Here is a 16,147-nt window from a genome sequence, read left to right as displayed (position 1 = left end):
CCTTATTATTCTTTTGTTTCCGGTGAGAGCTCGTAGACGACGTAGGCGGTGCGCACCACCGGTTGAGCCACATTGCGTACCCGGATGCCGCCCGGGGTGGTGCCGCGTTCGGTGCCCGCGTGCGCGTGCCCGTGGATCGCGAGGTCGGCGCGCTGGTCATCGATGGTTTCGCCGAGTAGATAGGAACCGAGGAACGGGTAGATCTCGCGTGGCTCGCCGTGCAGGGTGTCGCTGATCGGGGAGTAGTGGGTCAGCGCGATCGTGATGTCGGTGTGCAGGCCCGCCAGCGCGTCGCGCAGCATCTCCGCGAGGTCGACGGTGTGCGAGGCGAATTCGCGCATCACGCGTTCACCGAAGACGCTCGCGCATTTGCCCGCGAAACCACCGCCGAAGCCCTTCGTCCCCGCGATGCCGAGGGTATGTCCGTCGACCGCGAATTCCATTGCGGTGCCCTCCAATACGGTAATGCCGTGATCGGTGAGCTCAGCCGTGATCTCGTGCTGCGCGTCGCTGTGGTGGTCGTGATTGCCGAGCACCGCGACGACCGGAACGCCGAGATCGGCGAATTCCGCGGCGACGACGCGGCCTTCCTCGACCGTGCCGTGCCGGGTGAGGTCACCGGCCAGCAGCAGCACATCGGCGCGATCGTGCAGTTCCGCGAGTGCCGGGCGGAGTTCGCCGCCCGATTCGGCGCCGAGATGGATATCGCCGATTGCCGCGATCCGCATGCCACACTCCTTCCGGTCTCAGTCCGCCAGCGCCTCGGCGGCTCCCGGTGCGCAGGGCGGCGTGACGTGCACGTCGTTGTGGATGTGGGCGCCCGGAAGCTGTTCGCGCACCACCTTTTCCATCTGCAGCTTGCGTTCGATACTGCTGACCTCGCCGCCGAGGACGACGACATCGCCGCGGATCGTCACCTGCACCCCGAGCTCGGCGGTGCGCGGATCCTCGGCCAGCGCCCGGCGTAGGTGCGCGACCAGATATTGCGGTCGGTCCATTCACACCACCCGCTTCGGTTCGATTACTCCGAGATCGTCGAGCAATCCGAGGAAGGCCCGGGCGTAGGGCGAAATGTCGGTTTCCTTGCGCACCCGATCCCAATCCACTTGTTCGCGCAGATCGCGTGCGATCGTCAGCAATGGGCTCAGGTCGAGTCGGTGCGCATCGAAGACCAGTAATTTGTCGATCATCAGGTCGGTCGCGCTGATCACCGGCGCCATCGTCGGGCCGACACGCATCATGTCGGCGCGATCGAGCAATTCGTCGGTGACGGCACGGTTGTTCGGCCGGTAGATCAGGTCGATGAGGACGCCGCCGTCATAGACCTTGGTCAGCCAGTCCTCGGGCGGATCGGCGACCCGCAATCCGCCGCGGGCCAGCGCACCGCGGGCCTGCGACAGGTCGGCGGGTTTGATGAAGATGTCGACGTCGTGCTCGGAGGCGGGCCCGCCGCGCGCGTACACCGCGCAACCACCCGCGACCGCGAAGCGGATACCGGCATCCGCCAGCGTGTTCACCGCCCGGGTGAGCGCGTGCAGCAGTTGGTCGATCGTCGGGACCATATGTGCGCCATACCCGCGGTTCGGTCGGCTAATCGCCTAATGCCGACGCAACCCGCTGGCCAATGTCTCGAGCCCGCGGCTCAACCACGCCTGTGTACTGCGCCGGTGCGCACGGTCATCGAACTCGCCGTGCGCGCCGAAGTCGTAGCCACCGGCCCGGTCGACCGGCTCCCAGAGATTGTCGGCCCGTGTGTCGGCGTCGGCATCGGTCTGCTGCGAGTCGTAGCCGGTGCGGGCGAGATATCGATCGAGCAGGCTGGGTGCGAGCCGTTGGGCGAGCAGTGTCCCCGTCGTGCTCGCGCCGACCCAATATTCTTTGCGCTCAGGATGTTTCGCGGCGAACGCGATCGAGCGCGCGATGACCTCGGGTTGGTAGATCGGCGGTACCGGCTGTGGCCGCTTCGGCAATCGCGACAGTACCCAGGAGAATTGGGGCGTATTGACCGCCGGTGCTTGCACCAGCGTGATGTGCACATTGCTGCCTTCGTGCATCAGTTCGACCCGCACCGACTCGGTGAATCCGTTGATTGCGTGCTTGGCGGCGCAATAGGCCGACTGCAGCGGAATCGAGCGGGCGCCGAGCGCGGAGCCGACCTGCACGACAGCGCCGCGGTCACGCGCCCGCATCCGGGACAGCGCGGCCATGGTGCCGTGCACGGTGCCGAGATAGGTGACTTCGGTGACGCGTCGGAACTCCGCGGCCGCAATCTGGTCGAACGGTGCGAAGACCGAGGTGAAGGCCGAGTTCACCCAGACATCGATGGGTCCGAACACCTGTTCTGCCTGCGTCGCCGCGGCCTCGACCGCCGGGTAATCCGCGACATCGACCGGAATCGTCAGCGGCTCACCACCCGCCGCGCGGACATCATCTGCGGCGGCCGCGAGTCCGGCATCGCCGCGGGCGAGCAGTGCGACTTTACAACCGCTCGAAGCGAATTCGCGTGCGGCCGCGCGACCGATGCCCGCACTGGCCCCGGTGATCACCACTACTCGGGGTTCGAAACCCATCACAACTCCTTACTCGTCGCCGAATCGGGTGAGCTGGACCGAGGATTCGAACAGCATCGCGTGCACGAAGGCCTGCGGCATATTGCCGCGTAGCTGACGCTGCCGGACATCGAATTCCTCGGCGAACAATCCGGGCGTGCCGCATGCGGCGCGATTGCGCTCGAAATAGCGTGCCGCCGAAACCTGGTGTCCGAGTTGGGCGGCCGCGATCGCCATAGTGAATCCGCAGAACAGGAATGCGCCCTCGTTCGTCTCCAGCGGCTGTTCGTCGTGGCGGTAGCGATAAACGTAGTAATCCGTGCACAATTCGCGCTCGACCGCCCGATAGGTGGCGAGGCTGCGCGGATCGTCGGCGGGTACCCCGCCACGGATGGCGGGCAGCAGCAGGGCCGCGTCGACACCCGTGGCATCCGGCGCCTGCTGCCACGCACCACTGGGATGCACACTGGTGCGGGCGGTTTCGGCCATGATGGTGTCGGCGAGCGCCGTGCAGAACACCGGGTCGGCACCGGTCTCGGCCACAGCGGCAACCGCGCGTAGACCACTGACGCAGGCCAGCCTGGAGTGTGTCCAGTGCCGGTCCTCGATCTCCCAGATGCCCGCATCCGGTCGACGCCAGCGTTCGGCGATCGCGCCGACCGCCACCGAAACCGCCTTGCGGCTGTCCTCGGTGAGCCGGTCGTGCCGCGCACCCGCGGCGAACAACAGCAGTGTCTCGCCGAATACGTCGAGCTGGGACTGGTCGCGCACTCTGTTGCCGACTACCGTACGACCGCCCGGATAGTCGGGTAGGTCCAGATTGCTCGGCTCCGGGATGGGTTGGCCGGTGATCGTACACGCAGGCAATACGTCGGGTCCTTCGGCGAGCAGCCGCTCGGCCACGAAACGTAACGCATTGTCCAGCAACGGGTGTGGGCCGTCTGCTGCCACAGCTTGACCGGCGAAGCATTGGTCGCGGAGCCACACGTAGCGGTAGTCGTAGTTCTCGGCGCGGTCCGCGCGTTCGGGCAGGCCTGTGGTGGCCGCGGCGACCATACCGTTGGTGGAACTGGTCATACCGCGCATGACCGCGTAGGCCTGTGCGGTATCGCGGGATGCGGCGCACGGGCCCAGCTTCGGAACCCCACGCTGCCAAGCGGATTCGGTCTGCGCCCATGCGGTGTGCGGATCGGGTGGTTCGTCGGGCAGTGCGGTATCGGACAATTCGAGGACAAGATCATGAGTCTGGCCTTGCCGCAGCGTTATCCGATCGGACCAGCCGCGATCATCGCGGACCGAGGCGGCCGCGCCGCCCGTCCAACGCAGTGCGAGGTCTCCGACTCGCGCGAGCCACACCCCGTCTTCGGTGCGGTGCAGGTCGCGTGTCTTCGCCTTGCCGAACTGCCCGGCCGGGCGCAGCACCACATCGACCTCGGCATCACCGTGCACCGCGACGATCCGGCGCAGCACCACAACCCGATGCGGATCACCGGGAAAGGCCAGCGCCTCCCGGCATTCGACCACCGACGAGCCGACCAGCCAGTGTGAATTCCAGATCAATGTGCCCGTCCGGTAGTAACCGCCCCATACGTAGCGCCCGGACGGCGTCACCGAATACGCGCCGTCCCCGCCGACCAGGCCTGCGAAAACCGCGTCGCTGTGCCAGCGTGGTGCGCACATCCAGGCGAAGTCACCGCGTGGACCGACCAGCACACCGCGCTCGCCGTCCGCGAGGAATGCGTATTCGCGCAGTACATGGGGCCGGGTGATATTTTCGGCCGTCACGTCGGTCGTATACCACCGCACACCGTTCGCAACCGTTTCAAGTCTGCGACGAATCCGGCGTAGGCCTCGTCGCGATCGGGCGCGCGCAGCACCGACGACGGGTGCACGGTCGCGATCACCGCGTAATCCGGCATCGTCACGAGCTCGCCGCGCCGTTCGGAGACCTTGAACGAGGGACCGAGCACGGCCTTTGCCGCGATCGCGCCGAGGCAGACCACGAGTTGCGGCTCGATGACCCGCAACTCGGCGTCGAGCCAGGCCGAACAGGCGACGATTTCGGTGCGTCCGGGTTGTTTGTGGATGCGGCGCTTACCGCGCTCCTCGAATTTGAAGTGCTTCACCGCATTGGTCACATAGATCCGGTCGCGGTCGATCCCGACCTCGGCGATGGCACGGTCGAGCAGCCGCCCGGCGGGGCCGACGAACGGGTGTCCCCGCACGTCCTCCTGGTCGCCGGGCTGCTCACCGATCATTACGACGTCGGCGTTTTCCGGGCCCTCGCCGAAAACCGTCTGGGTGGCGTGCCGGTAGAGATCGCAGCCGTGGCAGCCGCACGAGGCCCGCCGCAACTCGGCGAGGCTCGCGTGCGGCGGCACGAATTCCGCGGCGCCCGGCACGGCCATATCCTCAGCCCCTACCCAATGCCCGCTCGAGCTGGCCCTTGCTCATCTTCGAGCGGCCTTTGATATTGCGCTTCTTGGCCTCGTTGTACAGCTGGTCGCGGGTCGGACCCTTCGGACCACTGCGGCCCGAGCGCTGCCCACCGCGCTGCTGTGGCGACTTGTCCTTTATCGAGGAACGGCTTGCGGTCTTCGACTGCCCGGCTTGGGCGCGATTCTTGTTGACCGTCCGCGCGGCGATTTCCTTCGCCCGCTTCTCGCTCTCGCCGCGATCCTCTGCCGAGTCCTTGATGTGCTCGTACTGCCGTTCCTGCTTGTTGCTCCATTCCTTTGGCATGTCACACCTCCTGTCAGTCGAGTACCCCCGCTCGTTTCGTGAAACCAGGGCGTGGGCTCGATCGGGGGAAAGATCAGCGTCGATATGCTGGCCGGGTGAAGGTGGTTCCTGGCACGTTGGTGACCGTCGCCGATGATCTGGACGCGGTGACGACGGTCGGGCACGAGGACGATCCGGTCGATGCCGGGTTGACGAACGACGACGTCGCGGCGCTGTGGGCGTCGGTGCAGGCGTGGTACCGGATGGGGACGACGCCCGCGATTCAGACCTGTCTGCGGCGCAATGGAAAAATCGTGCTGAACCGGGCGATCGGGCACGGCTGGGGGAATGCGCCGAAAGACGGTCCGGATGCGGAGCAGGTGCTCGCGACGCCGGAGACGCTGTTCTGCGGGTTCTCCACGGCCAAGGGGGTGGCCGCGACGGTGATGTTCATGCTCATCGAACAGGGTGCGTTCGCGCTGAACGATCCGGTGTGCGAATACATTCCGGAGTTCGCGGCGCACGGCAAGGACGCGATCACCATCGGCGATGTGCTGTCGCATTCGGCCGGAGTGCCGTTCATTACGCCGCCGTACAAGGGCGTCGAGCTGGTGCTCGACGAGGAGTTGGCCGTACAGGGGTTGGCCGATCTGGTGCCGAGTTGGCCGCGGGGGCGGTTCCGGGTCTACCACGCATTGACCAGCGGTTTGATCCAACGGCTGCTGGTGCGGCGGGCCACCGGGAAGCGGATGCGCGAACATCTCGCCGAACAGGTGCTCGAACCGCTGGGCTTCCGCTGGAACAACTTCGGGGTCCGGCCCGAGGACGTCGACAAGGTCGTGCCAAGCGTGAAGACCGGCCCGCCACCGTCGCGCATGTCGATACTTTTGGCGCGCAAGGCCCTCGGCGGCCGGATGGACGGTGCGACCGCCAAATCCGCGAATCGGGATTTCCTCACCGCCGAACTGCCGTCGGGAAATATCGTCACCACCGCCTACGAGCTGTCCCGCTTCTACGAAATCCTCACTCGTGGTGGCGAACTCGACGGCGTCCGAATCATCGAGCCCGGCACCCTCCGCGAAGCGATCCGCCCGGCACGCCGCCTACCCGGTCTGGCCGGACGAGTCAGCACCGCGGGCTTCGAACTCGGCGCTCGTCGCTCGAAGTTCGGGCGCAACACCCAGTCGCACTTCGGCCGCAGCGGCCTGACGACCCAATACGGCTGGGCCGATCCCACCCGCGGACTCTCCGGCGCGATCCTCACCAGCGGCAAGGCCACCACCGATACCCAGCGCCCCTGGGCTCTGGTTGCCCAGATCTCGGACACCATCGGCCAACTCGCGCCCGCCGATCGGCTGTTCGACACCGACTGATTCAGTTGTCGCGGATCGCCTCGGCGAGGATTTGTGCCGCGTGCCGAGGCCGGGCTTGCGGATCCAGGTGCTCGATTTGGGTTCGGCAGCTGAAACCATCTGCCAGGACCAGGGCTCCGGGCTCGCGCTTGCGGATGGCCGGCATGAGTTTGTCTTCGGCGCAGGCTATCGAGACGTCGTAGTGGCCGCGTTCGAAGCCGAAGTTGCCTGCCAGGCCGCAGCATCCGGTATCCAATACTTCGACGTCGAGTCCGGTTGCGGTCAAGAGCCTTTGGTCGGCCTCGTAATGCAGGATCGCGTGCTGGTGGCAGTGCGGTTGGACCATGGCGTGCGCGTCGATGCGCGGGGGTTCCCAGTCGTCGGCCTGTTCGGTGAGGATTTCGCCGAGGGTGCGGACCTGGTTGGCCAGGCGGTGGGCGTCCTCGTCGCCGGAGAGTAATTCGGTGAGATCGGAGCGGAAGACGGCGGCGCAGCTCGGTTCGAGCACGACGATCGGGGTGCTCGAGCGCAATTGGGGTTCGAGCTGACGCAACGTGCGACGCAATACCCGTTTCGCGGTCGGGAGTTGGCCGGTGGAAATCCAGGTCAAGCCGCAACAGACAGCGCGCCTTGGTATTTCGATCTCGAATCCGGCCGCCTCCAACACGGTCACCGCTGCTTCGGCTATTTCGGGGGCGAAGTTATTGGTGAAGGTGTCGGGCCACAGCAGCACTCGGCCGCGGTGGCCGCGCTCGTCCGGTGCGCGGCGGGCGAACTTCTCGGTGAAGCGCTGGCGGGCGAAGCGCGGTAGTTCGCGGCGCGGGTCCACACCGCCGAGCCGTTTGAGCAGCCCACCCGTGCCCCGGCTCTGCGCCAGTGCATTGGCCGGTGCGGACACGGCGGTGGCGAGGCGGGCCCACAGCGGGATCCAGCCCATCGAATAGTGCGCCATCGGCCGGACGCGGTGTTCGTAGTGGTGGGAGAGGAATTCGGCCTTGTAGGTGGCCATATCGACATCGACCGGGCAGTCGCTGCGGCAGCCTTTGCAGGCCAGGCACAGATCGAGGGCATCGCGCACCTCGGTGGAGCGCCAGCCATCGGTGATCACCTCGCCCTGGAGCATTTCGAACAGAAGTCGGGCGCGGCCACGGGTGGAATGTTCCTCCTCCCTGGTCGCCCGGTAGCTCGGGCACATCACGCCGCCCTCGTGACCGCGGCACTTGCCGACGCCGACACAGCGCGCGGCGGCGACGCTGAAACGGTGGTCGTCCTCCGGGAAGGCGAAGTGGGTCGCCGGCTCCCACGGTCGATAATTCGCACCTTGGCGCAGGTCCTGATCCAGTGGTCGCGGGTGCACGACCTTGCCGGGATTCATCCGATTGCGCGGATCGAAGAGATGTTTGACCGCGCCGAATGCCTCGACGATCCGCTCGCCGAACATGATCGGCAGCAGTTCGCCGCGCGCCTGACCGTCGCCGTGTTCACCGGACAGCGATCCGCCGTACCGCGTAACCAACTGTGCGCTCTGCTCGGCGAAGCCGCGGTACTTCGAAATGCCTTCCGCGCTACGGAGATCGAACGGAATGCGGGTGTGGACGCAGCCCTGGCCGAAATGGCCGTACAGCGAGGACGACTGGTAGTCGAAATCGTCCAGCAGACTTTCGAAATCGCGAAGATAGTCGCCGAGCCGGTCGGGCGGCACCGCGGCGTCCTCCCAACCCTCATGGGTTTCCGGACTGTCCGGTGGATAGGCGGTGGCACCGAGGCCCGCTTCCCGGGCCATCCAGATCTCCGCCTCCCGGGCGGGGTCGTCGATCATTGTCGAGGTAGCACCGGTTTTCATGGTTACTTCCTCGACCATCGTCTGGGCCCTGCGGTCGGCTTCGTCCTGGTCGGCACCCTCGAATTGCGCCATCAGCCAACCGTTTCCGTCCGGCAGCTGCGCGATGGCGCCCCCGGCCAGATGTTCGAGATGCTCCAGGTCGACCAGCCGGTGGTCCACCCCTTCCAGCGCTATCGGGTTGTGCTGCAACACGATCGGCACCGCATCGGCGGCGTCGTAGATATCGGGATAGCCGAGTACGGTCAGCGCCACCGCTTTCGGGCGTTGCACGAGTTCGATTTCGGCGCGCAACACCGTCACCAGCGTGGACTCGCTGCCGACGAGCAGTTTCGCGAGATCGAACCCGTGCTCCGGCAGCAGGGAATCGAGGTTGTAGCCCGACACCCGGCGCGGAATATCGGGATAGTGCCCACGGATGTCGGTCGCGTACTCATCACGGATCTGGCGCAGTCCGTCCCGCAGTTCGGCGAACCCATCGTGGCAGTCCGCGCCGACCCAACCTCGTAAACCGTCGTAGGTCAGGATTTCCAGCCGACGTACCGAATCGACCATCTTCCCGTACGCCTGCGCGGTAGAACCGCAGGAGTTGTTGCCGACCATTCCGCCGATCGTGCAGCTGACATGGGTCGCGGGTTTCGGGCCGACCATCAGGTCGTAGCGCGCCAACTGCGCATTCAGCGGGTCGAGCGCGATGCCCGGTTCCACGATCGCGGTGCGGGCCGCCGTATCGACCGAGATCAGCCGATCGCAGTACTTGCTCCAATCCAGCACTACGGCCACGTTGCAGCATTGACCGGCCAGACTGGTGCCACCGCCACGCGAGAGCACCGGCATATCGTGCTCGCGGCACACCGCGATGGCGGCGGCCGCATCCTCGGGTGTGCGTGGCAGCACCACGCCGAGCGGCACCGCGCGGTAGTTCGAGGCATCGGTGGAGTACGTGGCCCGGGATCCGGGATCGAAGCGCACCTCGCCGGCCACCTTTCCGGTGAGGTCGGCCGCGAGTCGCGCCAGCGGGAGATCAATCATTCGCCCAATCCCTCCTGTCTCGGCACAGTGCGGCTACCCACTCCGGTGCGCGGCACACCCGCTGATTGCCCGCCCATTCGCTGGGTATCACCGGTCTGACCAACCCGGATACCAACAGGAGATCCTCATGAAGCAACAGGTTGGTGACTACGTCTTGCAGCGACTACGCGAGTGGGGCGTTAACCAAGTCTTCGGATACCCCGGCGACGGCATCAACGGTCTGGTCGCCGCTTTCGGCCGCGCGCACAACAAACCACAGTTCGTGCAGGCCAGGCACGAAGAGATGGCGGCCTTCCAAGCCACCGGGTTCGCCAAGTTCAGTGGGACGGTCGGCGTCTGCACGGCCACCTCGGGACCCGGTGCGATCCATCTGCTGAACGGCCTCTACGACGCCAAACTGGACCATGTCCCGGTCGTGGCGATCGTCGGTCAGACCGCGCGCAGCGCCATGGGCGGCAGCTATCAGCAGGAAGTCGACCTGCAGAGTCTGTTCAAGGATGTGGCCAGCGACTATCTGGTCGAGGTAAATGTCTCGAGCCAATTGCCCAACGCGCTGGACCGGGCATTCCGAACGGCGATGACCCGGCATGCGCCCACCGCGGTGATCATCCCCGCCGATCTGCAGGAAGAGCCCTACGAGCCGCCCGAACACGAGTTCAAGCAGGTGCCGTCCAGCCCACCGCATGCGCTGACCGCGACGGTGGTCGCGCCCTACAACGAGATCGAACGCGCCGCCGAGATCATCGAGGCCGGCTCCAAGGTCGCGGTGCTCGTCGGCCAGGGCGCACGCTCGGCCGCGCGCGAGGTGGTCGAACTCGCGGAACTCACCGGTGCGGGTGTGGCGAAGGCGCTGCTCGGCAAGGATGTGCTGCCGGATGATCTGCCGTTCGTCACCGGGCCGATCGGGTTGCTCGGCAGCAGGCCGAGTTATGAGATGATGCGCGACTGCGACACTTTGGTCATCGTCGGGTCGAATTTCCCCTATACCCAGTTCATGCCGGAGTTCGGTCAGGCGCGTGCCGTGCAGATCGATATCGACGGCACCTTGATCGGCATGCGCTATCCGACCGAGGTGAATCTGGTCGGTGACGCGAAAGCCACACTGGCCGAACTCATTCCGCTCCTGCGTCGCAAGGAGGACCGATCCTGGCGGGAGAAGATAGAGCAGGATGTGGTCCGCTGGTGGGAGACGGTCGAGCGGCAGGCGATGTTGCAGGCCAAACCGGTCAACCCGATGCGCGTGGTTTGGGAACTGTCGAAACAGCTTCCGGATAATGCGATCGTCACCGCGGACTCCGGCTCGTCCACCAACTGGTATGCCCGCTGCCTGCGATTCCGCATCGGCACGCGCGGCTCGCTCTCGGGCACCCTGGCGACCATGGGGCCCGGCGTGCCCTATGCCATTGGCGCCAAGTTCGCGCATCCGGAACGACCGGCGATCGCATTGGTCGGTGACGGTGCCATGCAGATGAACGGAATGGCCGAACTGCTCACCATCGCACGCTATTACCGGCAGTGGAGTGATCCCCGGCTGATCGTCTGCGTCTTCCACAATAATGATCTGAACCAGGTCACCTGGGAGCTGCGTTCCATGGGCGGCGCACCGAAATTCGAAGAGTCGCAGATACTTCCGGACACTTCCTACGCCGATCTCGCGCGCTGTATGGGTCTGCCGTCGGTCGCGATCGACGATCCGGACCAGCTCGCCGACGCATGGAGCCTGGCGCTGAGCGCGGATCGGCCGGTGCTGATCGATGTGCGCTGCGATCCCGAGGTGCCGCCGATTCCGCCGCATGCGACCTATGAGCAGATGAAGGACACCGCGGAGGCGGTTATGCGCGGCGATCCGGATGGCTGGCATCTGATGTGGCAGGGCGTCAAGACCAAGGCGCAGGAATTCGTGCCGCATCGGCGTTCGTCATGACCTTGCCATCGACCGAGGACGTCGTGGATCTGCTGACGGCACAGCACAAGCAGATCAAAGAGCTTTTCGCCCAACTGAAATCCGGGCAGGGCAATAAGTCGGAGCTGTTCAAGGAACTGGTCCGGTTGCTCGCGGTGCACGAGAGCGCCGAAGAGGAGGCCGTGCATCCCGTCGCCGCCCGTGCCCGTTTCGGGGCGGACAAGATGGTCGGAGACCGCAGGGACGAGGAGAACCACGCCAAGCGTGCGCTCGCCGACCTCTACGACCTCGGTGTCGACCACCCGGACTTCGATGGCAAGCTGGCCGAATTCGCCGATGCGGTGATCGACCATGCCAACCGCGAGGAGAACGAGGAATTCGCCCTTTTGCGCCAACAATTTTCGGTGCATCAGTTGGAGCGAATGGCGGGTTCGGTGCGGGCCGCCGAAGCGGTCGCACCGACCCGGCCGCATCCGAAGACCGGGGAATCCGCGCTGGCGAATCTGCTGGCCGGTCCGCCGCTGGCGGTATTCGACCGGGCGCGCGATGCGGTGCGGGACTGGCGTCGAGAAGACGGCGGATGAGTGGGCGCAGCGCGGCGGCGGCGGAAGTCGTCGGCTGGTGGGTGGTGCTGGTGTTGTTGTGGCTGGCGACGCTGACGACGTTCGGTCTCCAGGAGTTGGTCGCGGCAGCCGTGCTCGCATTACCTGCTGCGTTCGCTGGTCGCGTGGGACGTATCGCGGTGCAGGGTAATTGGCGACTGCCGGATAGGGTTCCGCAGTTGTTGGCCGCGCTGCCCGGCGCAGTCGTGCGCGACAGCTGGGCTGCCCTGTTGATCGCCGCGCGCGGCAGGCCGGTCGGGCGGTTCGAGGAGGACGAACTCGCCGCAGAGGCCGACGCGCAGCGGCGAGCAGGGCGGGCGGCATTAATCACCGGCGTGCTCTCGGCGACGCCAGGCTCGCTGGTCATCGATGCCGAGGACGACCTGCTACTGCATGTACTCGCGATGCCCGCGACCCGACTGCGCCGGATGTTCGGGGGCTGATCGAAATGTCCACCGCGCCTTGGCTGCTCGCATCGGGTGTGCTGCTGGTCGGTGGGATCGGACCGGCGTTGCTGCTGTCGGCTCGCGGCACCGCGGCGCATCGGCTCGTCGGGCTGCAACTGGTCAGTTCGCTGTTGATCGTCGTCTTGATATTGCTGAGTCTGGGACTCGGCAGGCCGGACTATTTGATAGTGCCGCTGGTGCTCGTCCTGCTGTCCTTCGCGGGCACGCTGGTTTTCACGCGCCTGCTGGGGGTGCGCGATGACTAGTTTCTTCGTCGACACTCTGCTCGCGATCGGCACCCTGGTTGCGGTGGCCGCCTCGGTGGCGGCGCTGCGGCCGCGTTCGGTCTATGCGCGACTGCACTATTCGTCGATTATCAGCTCGGTCACCGGCCCCTTCATCGTGCTCGCGGTGCTTATCGCCGAGGGGCCTGGACTGACGACGGCCATCGTCGCGGTGACCCTCTTGCTGCTGGCGCTCACCGCCCCGGTACTGAGTGCCGCCATCGGCAGGCTCAATGCCCGCACCGACGGCAGGATCGAGGCTCCGCGATGACCGCCCTGATCGTGATCACCCTCGGACTTGTCGCGGTGGCGGGCACGGTCGTCGTATTCACCACTCAGCCGCAGCGGCAGGCGGTATCGCTCGCGGTATTCGGTGCGCTGCTGGCACCGGCATTTCTTGTGCTCGGGGCACCGGATGTGGCGTTGTCACAGGTCGCGGTGGGTACCGCGGTGGTGCCGCTGATGGTGTTGCTCGCCGTGCGCGCCGTGCAGCGGAGGCGAAAGTCGTGAAGCACAGTGCTCGACTGGTGGTCTTCCTCGTCGGCGGGGTCGGATTTGTCGTATTGCTCGGACTCGCGCTGTTGCGGATGCCCGGGTTCGGCGGTAGCGACCATCCGTATCGGGACGCCGCGGTCCGAGCGTCGCTGGAGCAGCACAGCCCGAACGCGGTTTCCTCGGTCAATTTCGATCAGCGTGGGCTCGATACGTTCGGTGAGGAGGCCATTCTGGTGGCCGCGGTGCTCGGTGCGGCGACGCTATTGCGTCCGGAAGGACATCGGTCGCAACGGCAGTCGGAGGATGTCGGTCGCATCGCGCAGGCGACCCGATTTCTGGGCTATGCCCTGTTACCGGTGACCCTGATGATCGGCGCGGATGTGGTCGTGCACGGACATCTGACGCCGGGCGGCGGCTTCCAGGGTGGTGTGGTGCTGGCCACCGGCCTGCATCTGCTGTACGTGGCGGGCAATTATCGCGCACTGCGGCGGGTGCGGCCGCTGGCCTGGTACGAATTCGGTGAGGCCGTGGGCATGGGTACCGTGGTGGCGCTCGGTCTGGCCGGAATCCTCAGTGGTGCAGGATATCTGGCGAATATCCTGCCGCTCGGACAATTCGGCCGCCTGCTGTCGGCCGGCACGCTGCCGCTGTTCAGCGTGGCGGTCGGACTCGCGGTCGGCAGTGGTGTCGTCGTACTGCTCGCGCAGTTCCTCGACGAGTATCTGACTACGGAGAGGCGGGCGTCACGATGACCGTATTTCCCTATGCGATCGCCGGTTGGCTCATGCTGATCGGCATTTACGGCGTGGTACGCAGTACACATCTGGTGCACACCGTGGTGTGCGTATCCATCGGACAATCGGGAACCTATGTCCTGCTATTGGCCATCGGCTACCAAAAAGGCGCGTCCGCACCTATTTTCAGCTCCGCGAACCCGCCAGGTTCGCCCGTGGTCGATCCGGTGGTGCAGGCGATGGCGCTGACCGACATCGTCGTGTCCGCGACGGTGACCGCATTGCTGTTGGCGCTGGTCGTGCAGATCGCCAAGCGGCACGGCACGGTCGTACCCGACGAACTGCACGCGCTGCGTGGCTGATGGTCCCCTTCGATCAGGCACTCCCGGCACTCCTGATCGCGTTGCCGGTCGCCGGTTCCTGCGTGCTGCTCGCCTTCGGGCGCATTCTGCCCAGGTTGCTGATCGATGTGCTCGGCACCGGAACCGCGCTCGCGGGGACGATCCTGGCCGGATGGCTGCTGTATGAGACCGGTGCGGGCACAGTGGTTTCCTGGTCTGGTGGTTGGGAGCCGCGACCGGGCCTGACCGTGGGGATTGTGCTGGTCGCCGATCGGATCGGTGCCGCGATGGCTTTGCTGATCGCATTGCTCACTACGACCGCACTGCTGTTCGGCTGGCGCTACTTCGACAATCTGCATGCGCACTATCCGGCGCTGGTTCTACTCTTTGCCACCGGTATGACCGGATTCGCGCTGACCGGTGACCTTTTCGACATGTTCGTCTTCTTCGAGTTGATGGGCGTGGCGGCTTATGCGCTGACCGGGCTGAAGATAGAGGAACCCGAATCCGTCCAGGCCGGACTGAATTTCGGGGTGATCAACTCGCTCGGCGCATATCTCTGCCTGTTCGGAATCGGACTGCTGTACGCGCGAACCGGACAACTCGGGCTGGCGCAGTTGGGAATTGCGGTCGAGGCGCGGGCGGGTGACGCCCTTGTGCTGGCCGCATTCGTGCTGATCGCTACCGGGTGGCTGGTCAAAGCCGCGGCGGTACCGTTTCATTTCTGGCTGGCAGATGCGCATGCCGTCGCACCGTCGCCGGTCTGCGTGCTGTTCTCCGGTGTGATGGCACCGTTGGGCGTTTATGGGCTGGCACGGGTGTATTGGACGGTTTTCGATGGCGTGCTTCCGGCTCCGGGGGTGCGTCGAATGCTGTTGGTGTTGGGCATCTTTACGGCCTTGCTCGGTGCGGTGATGTGTGTGCTGCAACGGCATATCAAACGGCTGCTCGCGTATTCGACGATCGCGCATATCGGGCTGTTCATTCTCGGACTCGCCGCGCTGTCACCGCTCGGTGTGGCCGCGTCGGCGCTGTATCTCGGTGGTCATGCCGCGGTGAAAGGTGCGCTGTTCTTGCTGACCGGTGTGCTGCTGTCGCGCTACCGCAGTGTCGACGAGTTCAGCTTGCATGGTCGAGCGCGTGGTCAGCGGACCATTGGTGTGCTGTTTGTGCTTTCGGCGTTGGTATTGGCCGGGTTGCCGCCATTCGGTGCGGGGCTCGGCAAGGCGTTGCTCGAGGAATCCGACGCGTCGATTTTCTTGGTGGCGCTGGTAATCGTTGTGTCGGCGTTGACCGGCGGTGCGGCGTTGCGTGTGGGGCTGCGGGTGTGTTTCGGTGTGGGCGCGGTGCCCGAGCACAAGCTCGATCCTGAGGAGACCACCGGGGAATACGAGGTGCCCGATGTCGCCGCGCCGCGCAACCGGACGCCGGCCACGATGATCGGTGCGGTGCTGGCTTTGTTGTCGGTCGCGCTATTACTTGGTCTGCCAACCAGATTCACCCGCGCTATCGGACCCGCTGCCGCGACGTTCGTCGATCCCGACGCTTACCGGGCGGCGGCGCTGATCGGCAATACAACCGGCCACTCTGGTGCGGCCCCGCATATCGAGTGGACAGGCGCAGGGCTGGCGCTCTGTCTGCTGTCGACCGTGCTGGCCGTGCTCACGGCACTTGGCGCACTGTATTACGGCACGCTGCGCGCACGGGGAAAGCCTCCGATTCGTCCAATCGAGTTGGCGGTGATCGCATTACACCGACTGCACAGTGGGCATGTGGGCGATTACGCCGCTTGGCTGGTCTTCGGCACGGCAGCCGTTGCCGGACTGGTTGCCAGCGGGTGGTTGTAGT

At 65.7% G+C, this 16,147-nt stretch carries 18 protein-coding genes; 10 read left to right on the top strand and 8 right to left on the bottom strand.

Features of this window, described 5'->3' with window-relative positions:
- Positions 1–5: 5 nt before the first annotated feature.
- Genes ACQPYR_RS36880 through ACQPYR_RS36850 form a run of 7 tightly spaced genes read right to left on the bottom strand, consistent with a single transcriptional unit; the run spans position 6 to position 5,291 of the window.
- The gene (locus tag ACQPYR_RS36880; protein WP_433623836.1) at positions 6–728 is read right to left on the bottom strand and encodes a metallophosphoesterase family protein; all 723 of its coding nucleotides are present in this window, start codon (positions 726–728) and stop codon (positions 6–8) included.
- Between the two features lie 18 nt (positions 729–746).
- Positions 747–998 (bottom strand): BON domain-containing protein, encoded by a 252-nt coding sequence (locus tag ACQPYR_RS36875; protein ID WP_433623833.1) that lies wholly within the window; start codon positions 996–998, stop codon positions 747–749.
- Positions 999–1,562, bottom strand: a complete 564-nt coding sequence (locus ACQPYR_RS36870) for a nucleotidyltransferase family protein (RefSeq protein ID WP_433623830.1) — start codon at positions 1,560–1,562, stop codon at positions 999–1,001. It lies immediately after the preceding gene.
- A 36-nt stretch (positions 1,563–1,598) separates the two neighbouring features.
- On the bottom strand, positions 1,599–2,570 hold the full coding sequence (locus tag ACQPYR_RS36865; protein ID WP_433623828.1) for an SDR family oxidoreductase: 972 nt from the start codon (positions 2,568–2,570) through the stop codon (positions 1,599–1,601).
- 9 nt (positions 2,571–2,579) lie between these two features.
- Entirely contained in the window at positions 2,580–4,334 is a 1,755-nt protein-coding gene (locus tag ACQPYR_RS36860; RefSeq protein ID WP_433623826.1) for a glycoside hydrolase family 15 protein, read from the bottom strand.
- Complete coding sequence (locus ACQPYR_RS36855) at positions 4,331–4,957, bottom strand: UdgX family uracil-DNA binding protein (RefSeq protein WP_433623824.1); 627 nt, start codon at positions 4,955–4,957, stop codon at positions 4,331–4,333. The genes ACQPYR_RS36860 and ACQPYR_RS36855 overlap by 4 nt, the downstream gene beginning before the upstream one ends.
- A 4-nt stretch (positions 4,958–4,961) precedes the next feature.
- Positions 4,962–5,291, bottom strand: coding sequence for a plasmid stabilization protein (locus ACQPYR_RS36850; protein ID WP_433623822.1), 330 nt, complete (start codon positions 5,289–5,291; stop codon positions 4,962–4,964).
- 95 nt (positions 5,292–5,386) lie between these two features.
- Here ACQPYR_RS36850 and ACQPYR_RS36845 point away from each other — a divergent pair, with 95 nt between their 5' ends.
- Complete coding sequence (locus tag ACQPYR_RS36845; RefSeq protein WP_433623820.1) at positions 5,387–6,643, top strand: serine hydrolase domain-containing protein; 1,257 nt, start codon at positions 5,387–5,389, stop codon at positions 6,641–6,643.
- Between the two features lies 1 nt (position 6,644).
- Here the strand turns inward: ACQPYR_RS36845 and ACQPYR_RS36840 are convergent, their stop codons facing one another.
- A complete protein-coding gene (locus ACQPYR_RS36840; protein ID WP_433623818.1) occupies positions 6,645–9,494 on the bottom strand; it encodes an FAD-binding and (Fe-S)-binding domain-containing protein in 2,850 nt (949 codons plus the stop codon).
- A 127-nt stretch (positions 9,495–9,621) separates the two neighbouring features.
- On the opposite strand from ACQPYR_RS36840, the gene ACQPYR_RS36835 reads away from it, so the two are divergent.
- From ACQPYR_RS36835 to ACQPYR_RS36795, 9 genes are read left to right on the top strand one after another with little or no spacing between them, the layout of a single operon-like run.
- The gene (locus ACQPYR_RS36835; RefSeq protein ID WP_433623816.1) at positions 9,622–11,418 is read left to right on the top strand and encodes a thiamine pyrophosphate-requiring protein; all 1,797 of its coding nucleotides are present in this window, start codon (positions 9,622–9,624) and stop codon (positions 11,416–11,418) included.
- Positions 11,415–11,981 (top strand): hemerythrin domain-containing protein, encoded by a 567-nt coding sequence (locus ACQPYR_RS36830; RefSeq protein ID WP_433623814.1) that lies wholly within the window; start codon positions 11,415–11,417, stop codon positions 11,979–11,981. Before ACQPYR_RS36835 ends, ACQPYR_RS36830 begins: the two co-directional genes overlap by 4 nt.
- Positions 11,978–12,442 (top strand): Na+/H+ antiporter subunit E, encoded by a 465-nt coding sequence (locus ACQPYR_RS36825; protein WP_433623812.1) that lies wholly within the window; start codon positions 11,978–11,980, stop codon positions 12,440–12,442. Before ACQPYR_RS36830 ends, ACQPYR_RS36825 begins: the two co-directional genes overlap by 4 nt.
- A 5-nt stretch (positions 12,443–12,447) precedes the next feature.
- Entirely contained in the window at positions 12,448–12,711 is a 264-nt protein-coding gene (locus tag ACQPYR_RS36820; RefSeq protein ID WP_063043067.1) for a monovalent cation/H+ antiporter complex subunit F, read from the top strand.
- Positions 12,704–13,000: a monovalent cation/H(+) antiporter subunit G gene (locus ACQPYR_RS36815; RefSeq protein WP_387292066.1), complete on the top strand. Its 297-nt coding sequence runs from the start codon at positions 12,704–12,706 to the stop codon at positions 12,998–13,000. The genes ACQPYR_RS36820 and ACQPYR_RS36815 overlap by 8 nt, the downstream gene beginning before the upstream one ends.
- Positions 12,997–13,239 carry a Na(+)/H(+) antiporter subunit B gene (locus ACQPYR_RS36810; RefSeq protein ID WP_433623810.1) on the top strand — a complete coding sequence of 81 codons (243 nt, stop codon included), beginning with the start codon at positions 12,997–12,999 and terminating at the stop codon, positions 13,237–13,239. Before ACQPYR_RS36815 ends, ACQPYR_RS36810 begins: the two co-directional genes overlap by 4 nt.
- Positions 13,236–13,976, top strand: coding sequence for an MnhB domain-containing protein (locus tag ACQPYR_RS36805; protein WP_433623808.1), 741 nt, complete (start codon positions 13,236–13,238; stop codon positions 13,974–13,976). Before ACQPYR_RS36810 ends, ACQPYR_RS36805 begins: the two co-directional genes overlap by 4 nt.
- Positions 13,973–14,320, top strand: a complete 348-nt coding sequence (locus ACQPYR_RS36800; protein ID WP_433623806.1) for a sodium:proton antiporter — start codon at positions 13,973–13,975, stop codon at positions 14,318–14,320. Before ACQPYR_RS36805 ends, ACQPYR_RS36800 begins: the two co-directional genes overlap by 4 nt.
- Positions 14,320–16,146: a complex I subunit 5 family protein gene (locus ACQPYR_RS36795; RefSeq protein ID WP_433623804.1), complete on the top strand. Its 1,827-nt coding sequence runs from the start codon at positions 14,320–14,322 to the stop codon at positions 16,144–16,146. Before ACQPYR_RS36800 ends, ACQPYR_RS36795 begins: the two co-directional genes overlap by 1 nt.
- The last annotated feature ends 1 nt before the right edge of the window (position 16,147 follow it).

The sequence above is a fragment of the Nocardia sp. CA-120079 genome (assembly GCF_050955745.1).
In the GTDB taxonomy this organism is placed as follows: Bacteria; Actinomycetota; Actinomycetes; order Mycobacteriales; family Mycobacteriaceae; genus Nocardia.
The sequence above is the reverse complement of the archived record's forward strand: the minus strand, read 5'-3'. Positions and strand labels throughout refer to the sequence as shown.